The organism is Streptomyces sp. NPDC001714 (assembly GCF_042892755.1).
Taxonomy (GTDB): domain Bacteria; phylum Actinomycetota; class Actinomycetes; order Streptomycetales; family Streptomycetaceae; genus Streptomyces.
Genome location: NZ_JBIAUL010000049.1, coordinates 1 through 21,560, shown reverse-complemented (window position 1 = coordinate 21,560; position 21,560 = coordinate 1). Strand labels below are relative to the sequence as shown.

The window sequence follows — 21,560 nt, the reverse complement described above, 5'->3', positions numbered from 1 at the left end:
ACCGTTGGTGACCCCTTTGACGAGTGATCCCGGGCCGGGGCGCCAGCCGACAACACCGGAGAACAGCACCATCGACCCGGTCGGCCGCAGTACCGGTGCGAAGTGTTTGGCGACCAGCATCGGGCCGACCACCTTCGCCGTGAACGCAGCCAGCAGCTTGTCGCGATCCAGCTCGGTCGCGCGAACATCGTGCGGTGCCGAACCGGTCGTCACGATGTGGTCAATTCCATCCTTCAGCAGCTCCGCCGCGGCCGCGAGTGTCGACTCGTCCTGCAGATCGACCCGCACCGCGCTAGCGCCGATCTCGCGCGCCAGCGCGTCGGCTGCAGCCAGATCGCGGGCACCGACAACAACTTCGTAGCCGTCCTTGGCTGCACGCTTCGCGACGGCCGCGCCGAGCGCCCGTGCGCCGCCGATGACCAGGATCCGCTCCATGCGTCTCACTCCCTCTCGTAGGATCGGGTGCAACGGTATGGATTTGATACCGGTATCTTCAACGGAACTGGGAGCAGCCATGGGCAAGGCGTACAACGTGATGGCAGCGACCTGCCCGAGCCGCACGGTGCTGCACCGTATCGGGGCCCGCTGGACCGTGTTCGTCGTCAACGCCCTCGACGACGGACCTCGCCGCTTCACCGAGCTGAAGGGGCATATCCAGGGGATCACCCCGAAGGTCCTGACCGAAACTCTGCGCTCCCTGGAAGCCGACGGTCTGATCAGCCGCCACATCTACGAGGAGAACCCGCCCCGCGTCGAGTACGCCCTGACACCGCTGGGCCGCTCCCTGCTCATTCCACTCCGGGCGGTACGGCTCTGGGCCGAAGAGCATGTCCCGGACATCGAGGCGGCCCGCGCCCGCCAGCCGATTCTCTGACCCATGAGTCGACTGCCGGCATGAACCGGAGCGGCAAGGCCGACGCCCGGCAGGTCACCGTCTCGCAGACCGCCCATTACTTCTCCACCGCCCAGGAACTGCACGACCGGGCCACAGCCTCGGTGCCCTCTCACCGCACGGCAGTGCCGTCGAAGATCTCGTGAACAGAACCAACGGCAGGATGGGCGGATGGAGCAACCCCTTGAAGTGCCTGAACTCGCCGCTGGCGAGGGATTCGGGTTGCGGTCAGAATGGGCCAGAACGTCGAACGCCACGTACGTCGCGGGGTGCCGGTCGGCGAGCTCTGGGGCCCGGCGCGGCCGAGAGAGCGCGCGGGACTGCGCCGCCTCGAAGCTGATCCGCGCGTTGCCGTCGGTGTCGGAGAGGTACACCACTGCCTCGCCGTCCAGGATCACGCCGGGAGGCAGGCGCATGGCGGCCACGGCCAGGTCCATCCAGAGGCGGTGACGTCGCGGCCGGTGCGCGATTGCAGCCGGACACTGTCCTCGGTCCGCCACAGCACGGTCCGGTGGCCATCGACCTTCTGTTATGCGCTGTTGAGCTGTCCACGCGCTATCGTCCACCGTCATGTCGATCACGGCGTTGGCGGGTGCATTTCACTCGCCGAGACCCGGCGTGGCCACGCGAAGAGACCTCGTTCATACGGGAGTTCAGCGGCCTGTTCGCCGGACTCGGTCAAGGGCTTGACGGTCTGGGTGTGCCTGAGGGGCAGCCCTTCCTGATCAGTCCGGCGGGTGGGTAGGACGCGGCACTGAACCGGTACTTCTCGGTGTGGCTCGCGTCTTCACCATGGAACACCCAGGCGGCCCATGCCCGGGACCTGCGCACATACTTCGACTTCCTGTGGTTCGCACGAGGCCGGCGCGACTGGCGTCATGCAAGCGTCCAGGACCGGACAGCGTATGAGTGGTGGCGTCGTCGCGACGAGCTTGGACCTCGTCGGGAGGACAGCAGCTGGGACCGGGAGGTGTCCACGGTCAACCAGTTCTACCTGTGGGCGATCGAGCAGGACCTCGTTAGGGCCAATCCCATTCGCCAGCGCACGGCCCCTGTCTGGTCACCCTGGCGGGGCGGGGTGGGCGGCGGCATGGTGCGGCAGGTTCCGGCCGAGCAAGGACCAGATGCCCTCGACCGGATTGAGGTCGGGCGCATGACTGGGCAGCTGGACGATGGTGAGCCAGTCGTGCTCCGCCGCGTATGCCCGACAGCGTCAGGTACTGAACCGGAGAGGTGGGACGGGAGGACAATGACCCATCCGATCAAGATCAGAACAGTGAGGGGTTTTGCCATGCCCGGTACACCAGACGAGCCCGACTTCTCCGGCCTGGGCGGGGGCGAGGACCAGCATGCGGCCGACATCGTGCGGGAGGTAGTGCACTGGTACACCGAGCAGATCGCTGCCGAGCGGCGGGCATGACTGAGCGCGCGGCTTGCGGCCAGCCCCTTGAGCCGTGACGCGGTAGTTGGAACCTGGTGTGGCGCCGGTTGACTCTCACCCTGGGGAAGACCTTGCGATGGGAACCGGCCGCGATCGGCGGCCGGCCTTCCTGCGCGGACAGGGCGAGGAGGCAATCCACGCGGCGAACGAGAGGTTCTTGGTGATCGACTTCGTGGGCTCCGGCCCGTACTGCTTCAGCAACTCCCTGGCGATGGTGTTGGGCCTCGACGCCCCCGCTCCCGGGGTGATCGAAACGCTGACCGGATCCCCGTTCGGGATGCAGTTGATCGCCGGTTCCGTACCCCTGTTCGATCCTTACGGCTGGCATCCCGAGACCGGGCTGGATGCCGCAGCGGAGCTGTTGGGCTGGCGGTGCGAGCGCAGTGATGGGGGCACGCCGGAGGAGGCGCTGGCGCGGCTGCGGTCCGCCTGCGCATCCGGTCCCGCCCTGGTCGGGCCGCTCGACATGGGCCTGCTGCTCTACCAGCCGGGCACGCCCAACAGCGAAGGCGGCGACCACTACGTCGTGGTGCTGTCCGCCGACGAGGAGCACGTACTGCTGCACGACCCGCACGGACACCCCTACGCCACCATGCCCACAAAGGCGTTCCTCACGGCGTGGGAAGCGAAGTCGATCAGCTACATCGACGCTCCTTTCGTCCTGCGCACCGGTTTCGTGCGCGAGCGCGCCGTCACCGAGGCCCAGGCTCTGCGCTGGTCGTTCCAGCGGGCGCTGAAGTGGCTGGCCGGCCGCGACGACCTGCCCATGCCGACCGGATCCCTGGGCGGAGCCGAAGCCGCCGAACACCTCGCGGCCACACTCGCCGACGGCCTGCCCGAAGCCACTCGCGGCCTGCTGACGGGCTTCGCCGTCCGCGTCGGTGCCCGCCGCCGCGCCGACGCCGCAATCTGCCTGAACCGCCTCGGGATGAAGCAGGCCGCCGCGATCGCCACCCACCAGGCACAGCTCATCGGCAGCCTCCAGTACCAGCTGGTCACCCACGCCGACCGCCAGGCCGCGGACGTGCTGTGCCACCTCGCCCCGACCTACCCGCAGCTCCATACCGCCCTCAGCTCAGACGTCGCTGCACATTCCTCTCATGCCGAATGAGCGCGGCGCGGAGCCTGGTCCGGTAGCTGTGGAAGAGCCGATTGGCGGGGACCAGGCCGTCCCAGATGTCGAAGGCGCCACCGAGACACCAGGGCCGCGTGCGCGGGCCCGCCATGCCATGCGCCAACCCTGCTGGGCCGTCGCTCAACTGGCCAACTGAGAAGCTCAGTCACAGCACGCCTCGATCCTCAGCGAGCCCGCCTGCTGATTCGAGTCAGGGTCGACAGCGGTAGCGGTGTGCGTGGACTTGTGCGGGTCAACACCGAGCAATATCACGAGAGTTCATTCCTCACGGCCGGACGACAGGACATCCACGGCCGACACGCCGACTTCCGGAACCGCTGACCGGGACACGCCTCTGTTGAGTCAGACCGTGGCCGGACACCGGGCCGGCGGCACACCCCGAGCGGGCCAGCCCCGAAGGGCGGCAGGAACCTCACGAGCCATCCGACCCAGCGTCCTACGGAACGCTACGAGCGGCCAACCCGACCGCGCTCCGCTACGGCCAATACAAGTCGGGAACCTCAGCTACCTGGGAAAGGTTCCCTCAGGGGCCATCCTCGTTGGCGGCACTGACGTGGCTGTTGGGTTGCCCCAGGTATGAGGCTACGCATCGGCGCCGAGGTCTATACGCATGGCATCCCGAAGGGCCTGATATGCCCGGTCGTAGCGAAGCCGCCCGGTGACGTACTCGTTGCTGTCTCGACTGTATCCGTCAGCGACCACATCGCGCAGGTCACGAAGCCGCCGGAAGGAATCGTCGGACTTCTCGACCACATAGCGCGTCGACCGCGTCGTCGGCCTGCTCGTCCTCCTCTACGGCCAGCCCCTCACCAAGATCTCGCGCCTCACCACCCGCCACGTCATCCAAGCCGGGCAACGCGTCCGGCTGGCCCTCGGCACCCACCCCGTCGACGTCCCTCCACCGCTGGACCGGCTCCTGCTCGCCCTGGCCGAAGACCGCGAAGGCCCTCCCGGCCTCGGCCGGACCGGCCAGCCCTGGCTCCTCCCTGGTTTCTTCCCAGGACGCCCGCGCGGCACGGCCCACCTCCGCTCCCGCCTGACCGCCTACGGCCTGCCCTCCCGACGCGGCCGCAACAGCGCCCTGATGGACCTCGCCGCCCAGATGCCCCCTGCCGTCCTTAGCCAAGTCCTCGGCGTGGGCATAAAAGCCGCCACCCAATGGGCAGACGCCGTTGGCAGAGCACGATCGGAGTACGCCGCCGACATCAGCAGAGGCAGTGGCAGCGACAGAGAGCCGAACAAACCTTGCCCTTCCGGCTGACGCCGGCAACACGGCCCGTCCCAACCGCCGGTGTTCCTCTCACCGCGGGCCCCTCGCGGGGCGGGCGCGGGCTCGATCGAAAACGGACCGGCGCGTCTTCTCCCTGTGCGTGGGCGTACGACCGTGACGTCTGCGTCAAGTCCAAACACGCTGAGCAAGCGCTGAGCAAGGGTTGACCGACACCTCTGGCCCGGCGAGGGGCACTGATCGCGGTCCTGGCTGGCGAGAGAGGGCTCGCTGCACCAGGTCCTGGAGCCCGCTCAATGGTCTGCCTTGGGGGACGGTCCGTACTGATTGGCACCTGGAACGCTGTCCACGGTCATGCCCACGAGGTAGAGGACGGGGCCGACGACCGGGATCAGGGCGATGAGCATCCTCCAGCCGGTCTTGCCTGTGTCGTGCAACCGGCGGACGGAGACGGCCAGCATGGGCACGATGAACGGCAGCAGGAGGACGCTCAGCAGCGGGGCCTCCGCTGCCCAGCTGATCCCTCCGATCACGGCAGTGGCCACCACGTACAGCACTGAGTACCCCCAGTACTCCGACCGCCGGGCGCGACCGGAAAACGTGGCGTACTTCGTGGTCAGACACGTGCGGGACGCCTCGTTGAACGACATTCTCGGCATGATGGTTCCTTCGAATCGATCGGGGTGGGACACAAACCGGACCGCGAGAGCGGTCACGCGCACAGCGGGAAGAGGGCAGTGTCCTCGCCGGTCACGGCGGAGCTGACAGGGTCGTGCCCAAGGAAGCCGGACCGGGGCGGTGCCTGATGGCCTTCGTTCAGCAGCTGCGGGAGCGGGGTGGCGGTTTCAGAAGCTGTATGGGCCGAAGCGTCCCCAGGTCACCAGCGCGGCGAGGATCAGCAGGACGGCGTTGAGGCCGATCGCGGGGAGTTCCTTCTTGCGCGCGTGATAGGACGCGGCCAGCAGCATCGTTATGCCAAGGCCGACAGCGGCCAGTGGCGTCAGGACGGTGGCGATGCCGGTGGCCTCGGGCAGGATCAGCCCGAGGGCGCCGACGAACTCCATGATGCCGATGAAACGGACGGCGCCGGGCGAGAAGTCGGCCACCCAGGGCAGCTTCTCGACGAGCTTGTCCTTGCGCTGGGTGGATTTCATGACACCGGCCATGGCGAACAAGACGGCCAGTACGGCCTGCACGATCCACAGGAAGATGCTCATCAGAGGTGGAGACCTTCGGGACGAGAGCGAGGAGGCGAACGGGACGGAGCGGGCGGCTAGCCGAGGAGGCTGCTGCCGGTGGCGTCGAGGGAGGCTCCGGTGATCCACCGCGCCCGGTTGGTGGCGAGGAAGACCGCCACGTCGGCGACCTCCTGCGGCTCGCCCAGGCGCTTGAATGCCGACAGCTGCGACATCGGCTCGCGCACCTCGGGCGGGTCCGGGGAAAGGCGCGCGACCTGCTTGGGGGCGGCCCCGAGGGAATGCTTTCGGGGCCGCCCCCCGGGACAGGTGTTGATGACGAAGTGCGCGGCGTAGGTACCAGGAGGCCAGGAGGCCAGGAGGACGGGTGCTGATGGGCTTCAGAGACTGAAGACGAGTTCGGCCTGGTCGCGCTTGGTGGTGTGCAGGTCCCAGTAGACCGGGGAGATCTCCTCGGGCTGGGCGGTCGGGAATCCGGGGATCGCCGGCGTGCCGATCGACACGTTGATGGCGACGTGCGCCGCCTGGACACCGGTGCCGTCCAGCTCCTTGTGCAGGTTGATCACCCAGTTGCGCAGCGCCGCGGCGGCGGCGTTGACGTTGGCGACCTGCGGCACGGGGTCGACGGAGCCGGCGCCGGTGGTGAACAGCAGGGTGCCCGCACCGGCCTCCCGCATGGCGGGCAGCACCGCACGGGTGGCGTCGATCGCTCCGTAGAGCTGGAACTCCATCTCGTGCTGCACGTCGGCCGGCTCGGTGGCGCCCGGGGTGGTCATGACGGTCTGGAGGCCGCCGACCGGGGAGTACTCCAGGACGTCGATGCCGCCGAAATGCGTAGCTGCATCCTTGAGTGCCTGGGTGAGGGTGGGGCGGTCGAGGACGTCGGCGGGGAAGGCGGCAGCGGTGATGCCCTCGGCGGCCAGCTCGCCGACAAGGACTTCAAGCTTGGCCCGGTTGCGGGCGATCAGTGCGACGTCGTAGTCGTAAGTGCCGTAGGTGCGGGCGATGGAGAGACCGAGCTGAGGGCCGGCACCGACGATGGCGATGGTGGGCATGAGGGAACCTTTCACTGAAGGGGGCGACGGATAGGTCTATCCGTTTCGCTTCCGGAAAGCCCTATCCGTTTCTCTGTCCACCGTAACACGAGAATCGGATAAGTCATTCCGGTTTGCTAGTCTGACGTCATGAGCCCCCGAAACCCGGACACCGAAGCCCGCGCCGGCGCGACTGTTTCCGCAGGTCAGTCCAAGCGCAGCGACGCGGAGCGCAACCGGGGGCGGATCATCGCCGCCGCGCGCACGGTCTTCGGGCGCGACGGGCTGAACGCGTCGATGGCCTCAGTCGCACGGGAGACCGGGGTCGGGATCGCCACCCTCTTCCGCCACTTCCCCCGCAAGGAGGACCTGCTCGCCGCGGTCTTCGCCGACCGCATGAAGGCGTACGCGCAGGCCACCGACGCAGCCCTGGCCGATCCGGACACGTGGCACGGCTTCACTGGCTACATCGAGACCGTCTGCGCGATGCAGGCCGCCGACCGCGGCTTTGCCGACATCCTGACCATGAGCTTCCCGGGCGTTCCGGAGCTGGAGAGATACCACGCTCAGGCGTACGAGGGCTTCCTCGAGCTCATCGGCCGCGCCAAGAACAGCGGGCAGTTGCGCGAGGACTTCACCAGCCGCGATCTCGTGCTGCTGCTGATGGCCAACGCCGGAGTCCTGAGCGCCACTGCCGATGCCGCCCCGGACGCCTGGCGCCGCCTGGTCGCCTGGATGATCCAGTCCTTCCAGGCCCCCGCCCGCGGCCCACTGCCGGACCCGCCGGAAGACGCTGTGCTGTACGAGGCCATGCGCCGCGCCAGCCAGAGCGCCACCGCCCCGGAGACTGGGAAGCGACGCTGAACCAGCGACTGGTGGAACAGGGCGACCGCGATGAGGCCGTACATCGGAGTGGTCTTGTCGGTGGTCGGATCCGCTTGGCAACCTCACGGAACGTCAACCATTCCGCACGTTCGCATAACCGGGTTCACCAGTACTGCGGCAGGCGCTGGAGAGGTCCTCGCGAGTTGCGGTGACCAAGTTCGCGTGGAGCGGCCGGGAGCGCCTCGGGCTGCTGCGAGTGCGGGAGAACGCGATCGTCCTGCACTCGATGCGCTGGCCGGACGAAGTCCGCGACCCTGCCGAGCTGTACCCACCGGCGACGGACGTCTCGGACGCGGAGGTCGACGAGGCGGTGGAACTGATCGAGCGGATGGCCGTCGATCGCCTGGAGGGCCCGGATTTCGTCGACCACTACACCGAGGCGCTGGAGAAGGTGATCGAGGCGAAGCGGGAGGACCGCGATCTGCCCGAGGCGCCGGAGCCTGAGAAGCCGGCGGGCAAGGTTCTCGACTTGATGGCGGCCTTGCAGGAGTCCGTGGACAGGGCGAAGGCCTCGCGCGGCGAGGACACGGACACCGAGGCGCAGGTCCACGAGATGCCCGCGAAGAAGCCCGCGGCCAAGGCCCCGGCGAAGAAGACGGCCGCGAAGAAGGCGGCCGGGAAGAAGACGACCGCCAAGAAGGCGGCCGGCCGCAAGCCACGCCGCAGCGCGTAGGTGCGGCGTGGCGGTCAGAGGCGGGTGCGGCTGTACCGCACGGCCGGGCCCCATCCCGGCTCCACGCCTGCCATGCCCCACTGGCACAGCGGGCTGCCTCCGCTTCCGTACCGGTGCGTCCTGCGCTGGCATCCGGCGCACAGGCCGACCCGGTCGCCGGGGCAGACCAGCGCGGACGGGTCAGGCTCCGAGATCGGGGGCGGGGGAGTGGTCATGGTGGTGTTCCTGTTCTGGGTGACGCTTTCCGGTCACCCAAGACACAGAATATCGGCCACTATGACACGGATGTTCGATCCACGCCGGAGCGGCTTTGTCTAGCGCGGCGAGATGTCAGGGCGGAGTTCCGGCCGGGGCATCCGGGGGCGGGGCGGGGTCGGCGGCGGGTATCCGGGCAACGGGTGCCGGCTGTAGGTAGTCCGGCGCGATGGGAAGGTGGTCCAGGGCGATGCGGTTGTCCGCGCCTTCGAGCAGCCGCCAGCGCCGGTCCTCGGTGTACGCGATCTGCTGCCAGCGCCGTTCTTCGGTTTGGCTCCGCTGCCGGGCGTCGATCAGACCGGGGAGCCCGCCCGAAGACGGCGGGAAGAGCCGGCACACCACCACTCCGAGAGCGGCCAGGAACGCAACGACCACGACGACGACAAGGGCCTTGGCGGGGGCTCGAGCCAAGGCATCCGTGAAGTCGGTGAAGGCGTGCGCCAAGGCTGTCAGGACGCTGACGGCGGTGAGGACAGACATGGGGGACTCCAGTTCGGGCAGCGGTCTTGCACCCCTTGGGGTTCGTGGGGTGCGGGCGGACAGTGACGGATGCAGGTACTTGTGTCGCGCCGTGATGAACCAGGCTTGGTATCAACGGCTGAGCGCGGCGGGCAGCACGATGACCCAGGCGCCTCCAAGGCGCGCAACCCTGAGATGCAGCAGTGCTACTGGAGGGCAAGCACTTCCCCCCAGCTGCTTACACATAGGTAGTGGGGGAATCAGGGGCGTTTGTTAGGGACGACTCGGGACCAGTTGTCGCGGGCGGCACGGTCATACACCGTGCTGCCCCTAGCTGCGCAACCACGGCCGTGTCCGTACGTGGGTGAGGCCCGGACCGTCCTCGGTCCGGGCCTCACCCACGGCGGCATCGACCGGCGTGCCTGTCGCGTAATTTCACGCGCGATCTGGCGCGCTATCTCATGCGCGAACGTGGACGCTCTTTCTGGTCCTGCGCAGGTCACCACGCGATTTTGGGCGTGGTGTCGGCAACGGCTGAATTTGGGACCAGTTCGAACGGTTCAATTGTGAGCCATTGTGCGGCCTCGGTTGTTCGTCAGTCGTTGTTGGTGGCGGTGGGGACGCGGCCGAGTTCGCGGCCCTTCATGCGGTAAGACTCGCCTTTGAGGGAGTGGACCTCGGCGTGGTGGACGAGTCTGTCGATCATGGCGGCGGCGACGGTCTCGTCGCCGAAGGTCTCTCCCCAGCGTCCGAAGGGCTTGTTCGAGGTGACGATCACGCTGGCTCTCTCGTATCTGTTCGAGACGAGCTGGAAGAACAGGTTCGCGGCCTCGGCCTCGAACGGGATGTAGCCGACCTCGTCGATCACGATCAGCGGGTAGCGGCCGAGCTTGACCAGTTCGTCCTGGAGTCGGCCGCTCTGGTGGGCCGCGGCGAGGCGGTCGACCCACTGGGCGGCGGTGGCGAACGCGACCCGGTGGCCGGCCTGACAGGCCCGGACGGCGAGTCCGGTCGCCAGGTGGGTCTTGCCGGTGCCCGGCGGTCCCAGGAAGACGGCGTTCTCTTTCGCCGCTATGAAGTCCAATGTTCCCAGGTGCGCGAGTTGCTGGCGCGTCAGACCACGCAGATGAGTGAGATCGAGCTCCTCGATGGTCTTGATGGCGGGAAAGCGGGCGGCGCGGATGCGGCCCTCGCCGCCGTGGGAGTCGCGGGCGGAGACCTCGCGCTGCAGGCAGGCGACGAGGTATTCGGTGTGGGTCCACGATTCGGTGCGAGCGCGTTCGGCCAGACGCTCGGCGGCGTCCAGCAGGGCCGGGGCCTTCATGGCACGGGCGAGGAAGACCAGGTCGGCGGCGGTCTGCCGGCCCGTGCGGGCGCCCTGGCCGTCGGGCTTGCCCATGTCGGGGGTGGGGTGCGTTTGCGCGGGAGCGGTGGTGCGGGCCATCAGGTGTCCTCCTTCCCGCCACCGCCCTCGATGAGGGTGAACATGCGGTCGTAGGTGCCCAGCTCGCGTTGTTCGACCTCGATGCCGAGGCTGTCGGGGGCCAGGGCCGCGGCCCTGGCAGTGGCCGCTCGGACCGCCTGCTGGCGGATCACCTCACCGCGCAGGTTCCGGGCCGCCGCGGCGTGCTCGGGGTCGGTCAGGCTCTGATGCCTGGCCCAGCAGCGACTGTGACGGGCCACCAGGTCGTCGCCGCAGCTCACGGTGATCTCCTCGGTGTCGGCACGGACCGTGACGATGTGGCCGATCGCGCGGGGGTGGACGGAGTAGTCGTTGGTGTCGACGCGGATGTAGTGGTCCCGGCCCAGGCGAGTGCGAAGCGGCCACCAGTGAGGCGGACCGACGGGCGGGATGGCGAGCATCGCCGCCCGGTCGCTGTCCCAGCGGTCGATGGGCCGGGCGTCGATCGAGCGGTGGTGGCGCCGGTTGGCAATCTGCAGCCAGGCGGTCAGCTGGGCATTGAAGTCGTCCGGGCCGCCGAAGAGCCGACCGGGCAGGAAGCTGGTCTCCAGATAGCCGTTCGCGCGTTCGACCAGCCCCTTCGCTTCCGGGTCCCGGGGCCGACAGAGATGCACCCGGATGGCGAGAAGACCCGCGAACGCGGCGAACTCGCTGGTCAGGCGCCCCTTGCCGACTCCGGCTTCGTTGTCCCAGACCAGCATCTTCGGCACGGCACCCCAGGCACTCAGCAGCCGCCAGTGGGCGTCGATCAGATCGCCCGTCTGCCGTGAGGGCAGCATCCGAGCCGTGATCACCCGCGAGTGACCGGACACGATGACCAGCACCGGCGGGCGCCCACTCTGGCCGTAACCGAGCGGGATGTCCACGGGCGGGAACCACAGGTCGCACTGCGCGAGTTCACCCGGCTCATAAACCGTCCGCGAGACGGGGTCCACCGGCAGATAAGCCGGCCGCAACTCACGCACCCGCTCCCGCAGGATCGTCAGCCCCCGCTCCCAGCCGATCCGCTCCGCGATCACCGTGACGGGCATCGTCGGGGTCTGTTTCAGCAGCTCCCGCACGGCCGACTCCACCGCATCCACCGCCGAGCCCTTCGGCGCCCGCCGATACCGCGGCGGGCGGTCCGAGGCCAAAGCCCGCAGCACAGTGTTCCTGGAGATCCCCAGCTGACGGGCCACCGCCCGCGCCGACAGCCCCTCCACCCGATGCATCCGGCGGATCTCAGCCCAGTCCTCCACGTGAATCACCCTCTCTTCCTCCCGACTTCAGAACCAGTGAAGTCAGGATGATCAAGAGATCGCAGAGTGGCTCACTTTTCATCCGCCGCCCGTGGCCCTCGTTTCACCCGTTGCCGAGACGTGGTCGGGGTGCTGACATCCCCTCTACGCCTACTCCCGTGCCCTGGACCTGGTGAAGGTGGTGGGTGGGCAGGAAGCGGGAGAGCGGCGGGCGAGGGGAGCGGGCGCCCGGTGTTCTGTTCCGCGCGGCGCCGGGGGCCGCGCGGCCCGCCGGTTGCTCCCCTGGTGGGCTGGAGGGTGGGCTGGACGGTTGGCCCCACCCTGGGACCGAGGGTTGCAGCACCCCCGGGCAAGCCTGGTCCGTTCTCGCAGCTCACCCCGCCGGGCAAGCCTGTCAAGCCCGGCGACACCTCTTCTGCGGAAGCCAGAAGAGGTCCACAGAGGTACCGGCAGGATCGCCAGCCCACGGACAGATGCCCACTGGCCCGGCGCAACATCTCTTGCGGCTACTCCTGCGTCATCTCTTGCGACAACTCTTGCGCGAGCCCGGACGATCACACCGGGCTCGCGCAGGTCACCGCGCGTCCTGGGGCGTGGTCGGGGGTCTGACAACCCCTCTACGCCTACTTGCGTGCCTTGGACCTGGTGAAGGTGGTGGGTGGGCAGGGAAACGGGAGGGCGGCGGGCGAGGGGAGCGGGTGCCCGGTGTTCGTTCCGCGCGGCTGGCCGGGGAGGCGGTGTTGCGCTGGGGGGTGCGCGTCAGGTTGCGCAGGGTGTTGCGGCGGGAGTTGCGCTGGAGGTTGCGCACGCCGAAGCGTTCGTGTCGTGATCGCACAGGTCACCATCATGGTTCGCATGCGGGCGGCAGCGGACATCCCCCACAGAGCACCCCCGCGACCACCACGGCAGAAGGAAGAAAAGGGTCGGGAAGAGATGGGGCACGCGGGTGCGCGGCGGGGGACCGGGCGGCCCGGTGCGCCGGTTCCGCGCGCGATCTGGGTCGCGCGGGGGCCGGACAGACAAGCTGCCCGGCCGACCCTGGTGGGTGACTTCGCGGGGCGGCCGTGACCGGCCCGGCCGGAGCGAGGGTTGACGGCGTATGCGCCTGACCCGATGCCTGCTCACCACGGCGGCCGCCGCGGTCGCCGTGTTCACCGCGCTGAGTACCGCGCCGTCGGCCGCCGCCGCGGCATCTACGCCGTGCGCCAGCACGTGGAAGGCCGTCCAGCGCGTCCCGGTACGCAAACCGGCGTGGAACGAGGGACCGGTCGCGACGACGCGTTCCCCGATCGTGCGGTGCCTGCGACGGGGCGAGCGGGTGACATCGTGCATCGTCGCGAACGGCCGGGTCGGCTGGTCCCACTACAGCGAGTGCGGGGGCGGCAGCCTGTGGCGCGTGGTCCCCGGCGGGCAGGTGCCGGCGCGTTGCCTAGAGCGGGCGTGAGCACCGCGGCCGGCTCGACCCAGCCGCGCCGAAGGGGAAGGCTCCGGCCTGCCGCCTCACCGCTGTTGCCTGTCCGGAGAGTTCCGCTGCTGGTCAGGTGGCTGTTTTGGTTATGGTGCGTGGGCGCCCGCGTCACCGTGGTGCAGGTCGGCCCGCCGCATTCCCCCGTAGCAGCGGGCCGACCTTTGTTCGTCGCGGCAGTTGCGTACCGGGCTCCGCCGCCACACCCCCCGCGCAGCGCGGACGTGGTACCCGTTCGGGCTACGACGGCTGTTACACAAGTCCGGGTGGCGGACGGCCCGCCCGGAGACCGGGCGGGCCGTCCGCTCGTGGCGGCAGCTTCGGCGATTTCGCGGCACCGGCTGATGACAAACCGTCAATTCGCCATGTTCATCGCATACATGCTTGTTCCATATGAGAGTCACAGGAGTATCCGTGATTCGTCACGTGCTTCGCGTTTCCCTCGCCTCGTGTCGGTGGGCGGGCAGGGTGTGGGTGTGCGGCCGACCGGCCGCCGACCCGCACCACACACCCCATCTGACCTGCGGCTTTCGTGCCGCCCGGCCGGGGTGTCCGGCCCCGTGAAGGGGGATTTCGTGTCTGTTTCTGTGACCGTCCGCCGTGTGACTGCCGCTGCTGCCGTGGCTGCTGCCTGTGTGGGTGGGCTCGCGCTGCCCGCCGCGGCCGCCGGCTAGCCCGCTGCCCGCCCGCATGATGGGGCGGTGGTGATCAGTGACGTGCAGTACGACTCGCCGGGCCGTGACGACCGGACCAACTGGTCGCTGAACAAGGAATGGGTGGACGTCACGAACACCTCCGGGCGGGCGGTGAACCTGGACGGCTGGACGCTCTCGGACGAGGCCGGCCACACCTACACCTTCGACCGCTTCCTTCTGGACGGCCGTTCCACGGTCCGTGTCCACGCCGGGATCGGCCGCGACCGTGCCAGTGACGTCTACCAGGACCGCCGCACCTACGTGTGGGACAACGACTCCGACACGGCGACCCTGCGCAACGACCACGGCCGCTTCATCGACGAGGTCTCCTGGGGCTACCACCGCGGTGACGGCCACCGGATCGGCGACGGCGGCCACCGTGGTGGCGGTGATCGCTGGATCGGTGGTGAGCACCGCGGTCGTGGCGACCACCGGTTCGACGGTGAGTACCGTCGGGGTGGCGATGACCGGATTGGTGGTGATGACCGCCGTGGTGACCACCGTGGCGGTGACGACCGCCGGTTCGGTGGTGAGCACCGCGACGGTGGCGACCACCGCCGCTGACCGCACTCGGTGCCGGTGGCCGGGAACCCCGGCCACCGGCACCCCGCCGACCGGCGGTCCCTGGGGCGTACCGTCGACCGCCGCCGCGTACCGTTCCCTTCTGTCCGGCTCGTCACCCGCTTCCGCCGTGGTGACGGGCCGGACGGCTGTTCAGCGGGAGAGGGTGACGGTGATGGGCTGGTCGGGGCAGGCGGCGAGGCGCTCGGCGAGCGCGTTGTACTCGGCGGGATCGACGCTCAGCTGGTAACGGGTCTTGTCGGCGACCCAGTTGGTGACGTACTCGCACCAGTAGGGCGCGTACGGGGGCAGCCACTCGGTGGGGTCCTTGTCGGCCTTGGACCGGTTGGAGGCCGCGGACACCGCGATCAGCGCGCGGGGGTCGTCGAGGTCGTTGGCGTAGGCCTCGCGTTCCTTGGCGGTCCAGGCGGAGGCGCCGGAGTCCCAGGCCTCGGCGAGCGGGACCAGGTGTTATACGTACCTTGCTGTTGATGCCGCTGACGACGGTGACATGAGCGGGGTGCCCCGTGTCCTCTCTGTGGGCGGTGCGTTATCCGGTACAGCGGTGAGGTGCCGCTGACACTGGTGACAGAGGGGCTGACCGAGGCGCTGATCGCCCGCCACCAGATGCAGTTCACCGCCCGTCACGGCGAGCCGATGGCGAGGACAACGTCTGGCTCGAAGGCCGTGTCGCCGAGACCCGCGCCCTGCCCCAGGTCTTCGTCGCCCTGGACCAGGTCAGCGTCCACGAGGACGGGCAACTCCGGGCGGTTCGCGGGCAGGCGCGACCGACCGCCCCGAACCACGGTCCGTGGCTGACCCGGCGTGAAGCGGCGACAACTTCAAACACGCTGGTGGGCAAAGGAACGGCAAGAGGCTGGTCCGGTCCATTAGGAGCGAACTGGATCGGCGAGGGTTTGCGATTGCTCCAGCGATGCAGAAGCGCACTACTGCCGTGGTCAAGCGGCGGCACGGGTGAACGCAGCGACCGGCTGATCCCAGTCGCGACAAGGCAACCGCAAGCGGGACAGGCGTCCTCGCAGCCTTCGAGCGGTTCCAATTCCGCGGATTGCGCGAGGCGCCAGCAAAGAGTACTGAGTCCCGTCTGGCGCCTCTCGGGACCGGTTGGGCGCTCGATCATGCAAGCGTATTTGCGCAGGTCAGATCCCGTCCCTCCCTCCCGCCTTTATGCGTCCTTTAGTTGGAAGTCGTTGATCGTTTAGGTAAACGATCCTTACGATCCCCACCTCGGACATGATCCACATCATGGATGAAGTCCATAAATTGATAGGGGGGCTCATACATGGCGCAATCCCTACGGAGTCGGCACAGACCTCTGACGCTGGCCGTCGTCCTGTTCTCGGTGCTCGCATGGCTCGGCCTGGGGAGCCTGACGCATGCGGGCGCTGCCACTTCTTCGAGTGGCGACTTCTTCCCCGTCGCTCCTGCCGCGAAGATCGTCGACACCCGCTCGTCCCTCGGCATCAGTGCCGCCCTCGGGGCGACGTCCACCACTTCCTTCCAGGTCCTCGGGCAGGGCGGTGTCCCCGCCTCCGGGGTGTCGGCCGTGTCGCTGGACATCACCGCGGCGAACGCCACCTCGTCCGGTAGCTACCTGCAGATGTGGCCGGACGGAACCACCCGGCCCTACCCCGGGTCTGTCATCAATTTCTCCAGCAGCGCCGACACGAGTAACTCCGCGATCGTCGCCGTCGGTTCGGACGGGAAGGTCGACGTCTACAACTCCAGTGGCACCGTCGACGTGATCGTCAGCGTCAACGGGTACTTCACCTCCGCTGCCGGCACCACCTCTCCTGGTGGATACGTGCCAGTGACTGCGGCGCGGATCGTCGACACTCGTGATGGAACCGGCGCGCCGCAGGCGACGATCGCCCCCGGTGGAACGCTGAACGTGCAGGTCGACGGCGTCGACGGCGTCACGGACGAGGCGTCGGTCTACGCAAACATCACCGTCCCGTCTCCCGGTGCCGCCGGCAGTCTTTACGCCTACGCCACCGGCGCCTCGGCGGGCCAGCCAACAGTGAGCTACAAGAGCGTCACAACCGCCCAGGGCACGGTTGTCCCCGTGGGCACGGGCGGTCAGATCACCCTGAAGAACGGGTCGTCAACGCAGTCCATCAACGTCGTCATCGACATCTACGGCTACTTCACCGAGGCCCCCTCGGGCGGCGGCAGCTTCACGGCCGTCCAGGACCGTCTCCTGGACACGCGCAACTCGACGGCCGTCGCGGCCCACAGCTCGGTCAGCGTCGCGGTCGGCGGGAATGACGGCATCCCGACCACCTTCGGTGCCGCAGTGCTCAACCTGACCACGACCAGCCAACAGAACGGCGGCTTCCTTCAGGTCTGGGGCACCGGGCCGACCACCCCGCCGGGCCTGTCGGTCGACAACTTCCAGGCGAGCACCACCACCGCAGACCAGGTGATCGTCGCGCCCGGCACCCAAGGCGCGGTCACCATCTACAACGACAGCGCCGGCACGATCCAACTCATCGTCGACCTCCAGGGATGGTTCTCCTCCGACCAGACCACACCCACGCCGGACCCGACGGACACGGCACCCGACCCGACGGTCAGCGACCCTGGACCCAAGCCGAGCGGCGCCGTCCCCGTCTCCGCGGCCCCCACAGTGAGCGACACCCCGACCCCGACGGTCAGTCCCGCCTCCGGTGCAACGACCGTGTCAGGCACATTCACCAACGGCGCGGGAACGGGCTTGCCGAACCTGACGGTCACCCTGACCGCCCCCGACGCGCTGACCGACGACACCACCGGCGAGGTCACGCTCCCGGTCGTGGGCACCACAACCACCGCCTCGGACGGCAGCTGGTCGTACACCCTGCCCGACCCCCTGCCGAGCAGCCTGCAGACGCTCGCCGACGCCAACAACGGCGTGCTCAACCTGTCCGCCTCCGCCAACGGCTACACCAGCGACGGCAAGCTGATGACGGCGACCGACAACCTCAGCGCAAGCGTGGCCAAGGGATCGTCCACGACGCAGGCGTCCCAGGACGTGCAGGCCTCCAGCACCCCGCACACCCAGGCCCTGAGGATCGACACCGATGCCACAGCGCTGGACGCACCCGCCGATTCGGACACAGTCTCAAGCCTCGCCCAGTCGATCACGGACTCCGTCAACCCGGACGGCGACACGGCAGCTCTCCCGACGTACCAGTCCTCGTCCTCGGCCATCAGCATCAGCCCCCTGTCTGCGAACACCGCTGACGGCGTGGACTACAGCAGCGTCATCCCTCAGGACAACGTGTGCACCCCGTACGAAACCCGCCTGAAGACGCAGATCCAGTACACGACCGTCGGTGAGGCCCACGCCTACTGGGACGCCAAGGCGAGCTTCGACTACACCAGCACCATGTCCAGCCAGATCGGCGTTGCCGTCAGCACGGACGGCAAGGGCTGGACCATTTCCGGCAGCGTCAGTGAGACCAAGAGCACCGGGCACTCAACCGGGTATGCGGGGAAGGGGCCGAACTTCGCCCGGCAGTGGCGCGTGCCCGTCAACTACGGCTACTTCCGGATCAAGGTGGTCTGCCTGCACAGCCCCACCCGCTACTACTACGAGATCCGCGCCCTCGGCTACAAGATCCCCTCTGGCGGCGCGGTCGGTAAGTACGGCAAGGACGTCAGCAGTTCCGACGGGTACTACCACTACCGCAGCTCGGCTGCAGACCGCCGGGGCACCGTGCAACGCGGGACGTACTTCTCCCTTTCGTCAGGGCATTCCATGACCTACACCGTGGGGGCCACCGTGTTCGGCATCGGCATCTCCTCGCAGACGATGTACAACGGCACCCACACCCAGAAAATCGAGGCCGGAAATCAGGTCGGGGAGCACGATATCTGGGGAGCGAAGGGAACGCTCTATGGCAAGCCCGGCACGTTTTACTCGTTTTAGCCGATTGCTGCTGGTGGGTGTGATCACCACCATGCTCGGCTCCTGTGCCAGTCCGGCAAGCTCCTCGCCTGCAACAGGGCACGCTCTCGCGGCGGCGGGTCCTCCCTCCGCCGGGATCCTGGGTGTTCCCAACGCCAAGATCGGAAGCATCTGGAGATTCGCCTTCCCGTTGTTCGTCAACAACTCGAAGGCGACGGTCCGGATCACCTCGGTACGACTGGACAACGTTCCGTCCGGTGCCCAGGTGGAGGGCTACCCGCTCTACTCCATGAAGGACACGAAAACCTACATCCTGGACAACCTGGAGGGGGATAAGGGATCCAAGGACATGACCAAAATGCCGGACTACGCCGGTAAACCCATCGTGATACGAAGTCACCAGGACAGCGGTGACTACTACTTCATGGTGAAGGTCAAGATTGTCGGGCGCATCAAGCAGCACCTCAGCGGTTGCCGCGTGAACTACACACAAGGCAGCAGCAAGTACACCCAGAAGGTGCACTGCGAGTACGCACTCGACATGAAGTGACCACCACAGGAGCTGTGGCGCGGTTGCCTCCCACCCGGAGGCAGCCGCGCCACGGGTCCACGTGAGCGCTGGCCGACAAGCACTACGCGGGCACGAGTAGACACAGGGGAGAGTCGCCAGCGGCATGTCGTTGACCCGCTGACCAGCAACTTCATCCACTCAGGTCCGTGCCGGGTGCAGATAACAGGTGGTCGACGTCCAGCTTGCTCGCACTGTCGAGATAGCGGTCGTCGTACGGCGAGTACCAGCTGCCGCCGGTCAGCGCGCACTTCGGTCCGACCTCTGGAGCGGTGACGGCTTCGGCCAGGAGGACCTCGGCGCGGGTGTTGCAGCCGTCCTTGTCCGCGTCGGTCCAGTGCTTGAACTTGTCCCGGGAGTACCCGGCGCGGCTCTCGTCGGCCACGGTGAGCTCGGCGAGCGCGTCGCGGACCGGCAGGATGACGGTCTCGCCGGCAGCGTGACGTACGGGCAGACGCTCGGCGACCGCGGAGGCGGCGTGGGCGGTGGTGGGGGCGAGCAGGGCGAGCGGCGCGAACAGCGCGGCAATCAGGGTGCATCGGGTACGGGCGAGACGCACGGACGGGTCTCCGTTTCGAAGATCACGAACAGGTTGTGATCTTCGTAGTCGCCAGGGCACCCGGGCTGGCTGCGGTCGATCGCGATCGAACTCGGCGGCCGTCCGGCCGCACGGTTGTGCCGCCGCCTGCGGCTGGCTGCGGCCCGGACCCGGCTGCTCAGACTGCTGGCAGCGCCGGCGGCGCCGGACCGTGCGCCGCGGGTGCTGGGGGTGGATGAGTTCGCTTTCCGTAAGGGCTGCACCTACGGCACCGTGCTGGTCGACGTCGAGGCCGGCCGGGTTGTGGACGTGCTGCCCGACCGCTCCTCAGAGACGTTCGCAGCCTGGCTCACCGAGCATCCCGGCGCCGAGATCATCTGCCGGGACCGGGCCACCGCCTATACCAAGGCAGTCAAGGAGCCGCCCCTGACGCCCTGGAAGTCGCGGATCGCTGGCACCTGCTGCAGGTGCGCCGTGAGGCGCTGATTGATCGAGTGGGGGTGGGAGACCGTGCGCCACGAGGCGCTGATGATCCGCGTGCGGGTGTGAGACCCGCGCCGTCGTCCCGTCGCAGCGGGACGGCAGAAGCAGGGGGTAGCTGGGCCCGGCGAGTCGGCCGGGTCTGGTGGAGAGCAGCCCCGACAACGACGGGACGCACCGGAACTACCGGATGGTGCGGGTCCGGCAAGCGAGACGGGAAGGTGGACGCGAGGAACCAGCGGTGTAAAGCCCCTCAAGACCTCCGCCAGCTCAAACCCGGTGGATCTGGGCTGGATCGCGGTGCGCACTGCCCGTCTGGGCAGGAACTCCTGGATCGGATTGATCTTGCCGGTCGGGAGGCCACGGAGAAGGACTGCGGCGTAACCGTGGCGATGCCGCAGGGGCAAAGCTGGCCGCCTCACCCGACGAGCGGATCACAGTGAACGTGGGAACCACCTCGAAGCTTTCGTCTCAGCGTGTCCTCCAGGTGCGATGGGGCGGGAAGGCGCGACGTCCGCCGACGGCCCGAGGTGGGGCGGAGGGCTGGTAGTAGTCCGGGGGCGGGAAAGCCGTCCACATGGCGAAGCAGCCCAGCGGATTCAGGTAGTTGAGGAACTGCAAGGGACGGAGACGCTGGTGAATACCGGTGATCTGTGGCCCGACCCCGATGGGGCCTGGCTGCGGGTACGACGGATGCAGACCAAGCTGCACCAATGGGCGGTCGATGATCCCGACCGCAGGTTCGATGATCTCTACAACCTTGTCCATCACCCCGACTTCCTCACCGTCGCGTGGGAGAGGGTGAGGGGCAACAAGGGCGCGCACCGCCGGCGTGGACCGGGTCATCCCGGCCTTCATCGCCGATGACGCCGACATCGTGGCCTTCCTGAAGAACACGCGGGAGCGGTTGAAGGCCCGCACGTTCACCCCTCTGCCAGTGCGGGAGCGCATGATCCCCAAGCCGGGCAGCGGGGGAAAGCTCAGGAGGCTGGGGATTCCCACCGCGATGGACAGGCTCGTGCAAGCCGCGCTCGTGCTGGTTCTGGAGCCGATCTTCGAGGCGTCATTCAAGCCGGTCAGCTACGGTTTTCGCCCCGAACGACGAGCCCATGACGCGATCGCTGAGGTGCACCACTTCGGCACCAAGGGCTACCACTGGGTGCTGGATGCGGACATCGAAGCGTGCTTCGACAACATCGCACACTCCGCTCTCCTTGAGCGGATGCGCCGACGAGTCGGAGACAAGCGGGTTCTCGCCCTGGTCAAGGCGTTCCTGAAGGCGGGCATCATGTCCGCCGATGGCGAGACCAGGGACACGAACACCGGCACACCCCAAGGCGGCATCGCCACGCCTCCAACGCAATGGATAACACGGGCGCATGTCGCCCTCGGCGTCGGCGTCTGGTGACTGACCGTGATCGGCTGGGGTGTGCTCGCGGATC

At 68.2% G+C, this 21,560-nt stretch carries 25 protein-coding genes and 1 pseudogene; 12 read left to right on the top strand and 14 right to left on the bottom strand.

Annotated features, from left to right (window positions below):
- On the bottom strand, positions 1–435 hold a 435-nt coding region (locus ACFY0P_RS51540; RefSeq protein ID WP_388929426.1), incomplete at its 3' end, for an SDR family oxidoreductase.
- Positions 436–514: 79 nt separating this feature from the next.
- Between ACFY0P_RS51540 and ACFY0P_RS51535 the strand changes: the two genes are divergently transcribed.
- Both ACFY0P_RS51535 and ACFY0P_RS51530 read left to right on the top strand, forming a co-directional pair.
- Positions 515–874: a winged helix-turn-helix transcriptional regulator gene (locus ACFY0P_RS51535; RefSeq protein ID WP_388929425.1), complete on the top strand. Its 360-nt coding sequence runs from the start codon at positions 515–517 to the stop codon at positions 872–874.
- 20 nt (positions 875–894) lie between these two features.
- Positions 895–1,038 carry a hypothetical protein gene (locus tag ACFY0P_RS51530; RefSeq protein WP_388929424.1) on the top strand — a complete coding sequence of 48 codons (144 nt, stop codon included), beginning with the start codon at positions 895–897 and terminating at the stop codon, positions 1,036–1,038.
- 959 nt (positions 1,039–1,997) lie between these two features.
- Here the strand turns inward: ACFY0P_RS51530 and ACFY0P_RS51525 are convergent.
- Positions 1,998–2,099 (bottom strand): annotated as a pseudogene (locus ACFY0P_RS51525) (transposase); the annotation flags it as partial.
- Positions 2,100–2,183: 84 nt separating this feature from the next.
- Here ACFY0P_RS51525 and ACFY0P_RS51520 point away from each other — a divergent pair.
- Together ACFY0P_RS51520 and ACFY0P_RS51515 are read left to right on the top strand one after the other, a co-directional pair.
- Positions 2,184–2,312, top strand: a complete 129-nt coding sequence (locus ACFY0P_RS51520) for a hypothetical protein (RefSeq protein WP_388929423.1) — start codon at positions 2,184–2,186, stop codon at positions 2,310–2,312.
- 181 nt (positions 2,313–2,493) lie between these two features.
- Positions 2,494–3,444, top strand: coding sequence for a hypothetical protein (locus ACFY0P_RS51515; RefSeq protein ID WP_388929430.1), 951 nt, complete (start codon positions 2,494–2,496; stop codon positions 3,442–3,444).
- Between the two features lie 736 nt (positions 3,445–4,180).
- Here the strand turns inward: ACFY0P_RS51515 and ACFY0P_RS51510 are convergent.
- The 5 genes from ACFY0P_RS51510 to ACFY0P_RS51490 form a co-directional block, all read right to left on the bottom strand.
- A complete protein-coding gene (locus ACFY0P_RS51510) occupies positions 4,181–4,492 on the bottom strand; it encodes a hypothetical protein (RefSeq protein ID WP_388929422.1) in 312 nt (103 codons plus the stop codon).
- Between the two features lie 497 nt (positions 4,493–4,989).
- Complete coding sequence (locus ACFY0P_RS51505) at positions 4,990–5,355, bottom strand: DUF805 domain-containing protein (protein ID WP_388929421.1); 366 nt, start codon at positions 5,353–5,355, stop codon at positions 4,990–4,992.
- A gap of 186 nt (positions 5,356–5,541) precedes the next feature.
- Positions 5,542–5,913, bottom strand: coding sequence for a DoxX family protein (locus ACFY0P_RS51500; RefSeq protein ID WP_388929420.1), 372 nt, complete (start codon positions 5,911–5,913; stop codon positions 5,542–5,544).
- Positions 5,914–5,969: 56 nt separating this feature from the next.
- Entirely contained in the window at positions 5,970–6,209 is a 240-nt protein-coding gene (locus ACFY0P_RS51495) for an SDR family oxidoreductase (protein ID WP_388929429.1), read from the bottom strand.
- 63 nt (positions 6,210–6,272) lie between these two features.
- Entirely contained in the window at positions 6,273–6,947 is a 675-nt protein-coding gene (locus ACFY0P_RS51490; protein ID WP_388929419.1) for an SDR family NAD(P)-dependent oxidoreductase, read from the bottom strand.
- Between the two features lie 129 nt (positions 6,948–7,076).
- Between ACFY0P_RS51490 and ACFY0P_RS51485 the strand changes: the two genes are divergently transcribed.
- Both ACFY0P_RS51485 and ACFY0P_RS51480 read left to right on the top strand, forming a co-directional pair.
- Positions 7,077–7,790, top strand: a complete 714-nt coding sequence (locus ACFY0P_RS51485; protein WP_388929418.1) for a TetR/AcrR family transcriptional regulator — start codon at positions 7,077–7,079, stop codon at positions 7,788–7,790.
- A 133-nt stretch (positions 7,791–7,923) separates the two neighbouring features.
- Positions 7,924–8,484 carry a Ku protein gene (locus ACFY0P_RS51480; protein WP_388929428.1) on the top strand — a complete coding sequence of 187 codons (561 nt, stop codon included), beginning with the start codon at positions 7,924–7,926 and terminating at the stop codon, positions 8,482–8,484.
- Positions 8,485–8,498: 14 nt separating this feature from the next.
- On the opposite strand, the gene ACFY0P_RS51475 is transcribed toward ACFY0P_RS51480, so the two are convergent.
- The 4 genes from ACFY0P_RS51475 to istA form a co-directional block, all read right to left on the bottom strand.
- Positions 8,499–8,699 carry a hypothetical protein gene (locus tag ACFY0P_RS51475; RefSeq protein WP_388929417.1) on the bottom strand — a complete coding sequence of 67 codons (201 nt, stop codon included), beginning with the start codon at positions 8,697–8,699 and terminating at the stop codon, positions 8,499–8,501.
- Between the two features lie 115 nt (positions 8,700–8,814).
- Positions 8,815–9,219, bottom strand: coding sequence for a hypothetical protein (locus ACFY0P_RS51470; RefSeq protein ID WP_388929416.1), 405 nt, complete (start codon positions 9,217–9,219; stop codon positions 8,815–8,817).
- Between the two features lie 574 nt (positions 9,220–9,793).
- Positions 9,794–10,642, bottom strand: coding sequence for an IS21-like element helper ATPase IstB (gene istB / locus ACFY0P_RS51465; protein WP_388929415.1), 849 nt, complete (start codon positions 10,640–10,642; stop codon positions 9,794–9,796).
- Positions 10,642–11,907, bottom strand: a complete 1,266-nt coding sequence (gene istA / locus ACFY0P_RS51460) for an IS21 family transposase (protein ID WP_388929414.1) — start codon at positions 11,905–11,907, stop codon at positions 10,642–10,644. Before istA ends, istB begins: the two co-directional genes overlap by 1 nt.
- A 1,090-nt stretch (positions 11,908–12,997) precedes the next feature.
- Here istA and ACFY0P_RS51455 point away from each other — a divergent pair.
- Both ACFY0P_RS51455 and ACFY0P_RS51450 read left to right on the top strand, forming a co-directional pair.
- Positions 12,998–13,342: a hypothetical protein gene (locus tag ACFY0P_RS51455; protein ID WP_388929413.1), complete on the top strand. Its 345-nt coding sequence runs from the start codon at positions 12,998–13,000 to the stop codon at positions 13,340–13,342.
- Positions 13,343–14,064: 722 nt separating this feature from the next.
- A complete protein-coding gene (locus ACFY0P_RS51450; protein ID WP_388929412.1) occupies positions 14,065–14,622 on the top strand; it encodes a lamin tail domain-containing protein in 558 nt (185 codons plus the stop codon).
- 150 nt (positions 14,623–14,772) lie between these two features.
- Here ACFY0P_RS51450 and ACFY0P_RS51445 read toward each other — a convergent pair whose 3' ends face one another.
- Positions 14,773–15,087: a DUF1524 domain-containing protein gene (locus ACFY0P_RS51445; RefSeq protein ID WP_388929427.1), complete on the bottom strand. Its 315-nt coding sequence runs from the start codon at positions 15,085–15,087 to the stop codon at positions 14,773–14,775.
- An 835-nt stretch (positions 15,088–15,922) separates the two neighbouring features.
- Between ACFY0P_RS51445 and ACFY0P_RS51440 the strand changes: the two genes are divergently transcribed.
- Both ACFY0P_RS51440 and ACFY0P_RS51435 read left to right on the top strand, forming a co-directional pair.
- Positions 15,923–18,553: a hypothetical protein gene (locus ACFY0P_RS51440; RefSeq protein ID WP_388929411.1), complete on the top strand. Its 2,631-nt coding sequence runs from the start codon at positions 15,923–15,925 to the stop codon at positions 18,551–18,553.
- Positions 18,522–19,082, top strand: a complete 561-nt coding sequence (locus tag ACFY0P_RS51435) for a hypothetical protein (RefSeq protein ID WP_388929410.1) — start codon at positions 18,522–18,524, stop codon at positions 19,080–19,082. Before ACFY0P_RS51440 ends, ACFY0P_RS51435 begins: the two co-directional genes overlap by 32 nt.
- Before the next feature lie 151 nt (positions 19,083–19,233).
- Here the strand turns inward: ACFY0P_RS51435 and ACFY0P_RS51430 are convergent, their stop codons facing one another.
- Entirely contained in the window at positions 19,234–19,659 is a 426-nt protein-coding gene (locus tag ACFY0P_RS51430) for a hypothetical protein (RefSeq protein WP_388929409.1), read from the bottom strand.
- Positions 19,660–19,869: 210 nt separating this feature from the next.
- Here ACFY0P_RS51430 and ACFY0P_RS51425 point away from each other — a divergent pair, with 210 nt between their 5' ends.
- Positions 19,870–20,124 (top strand): transposase, encoded by a 255-nt coding sequence (locus ACFY0P_RS51425; protein WP_388929408.1) that lies wholly within the window; start codon positions 19,870–19,872, stop codon positions 20,122–20,124.
- Positions 20,125–20,589: 465 nt separating this feature from the next.
- Here ACFY0P_RS51425 and ACFY0P_RS51420 read toward each other — a convergent pair whose 3' ends face one another.
- On the bottom strand, positions 20,590–20,886 hold the full coding sequence (locus ACFY0P_RS51420; RefSeq protein WP_388929407.1) for a hypothetical protein: 297 nt from the start codon (positions 20,884–20,886) through the stop codon (positions 20,590–20,592).
- A 64-nt stretch (positions 20,887–20,950) separates the two neighbouring features.
- Here ACFY0P_RS51420 and ACFY0P_RS51415 point away from each other — a divergent pair, with 64 nt between their 5' ends.
- Positions 20,951–21,526, top strand: coding sequence for a reverse transcriptase domain-containing protein (locus ACFY0P_RS51415; RefSeq protein ID WP_388929406.1), 576 nt, complete (start codon positions 20,951–20,953; stop codon positions 21,524–21,526).
- Positions 21,527–21,560: the final 34 nt, after the last annotated feature.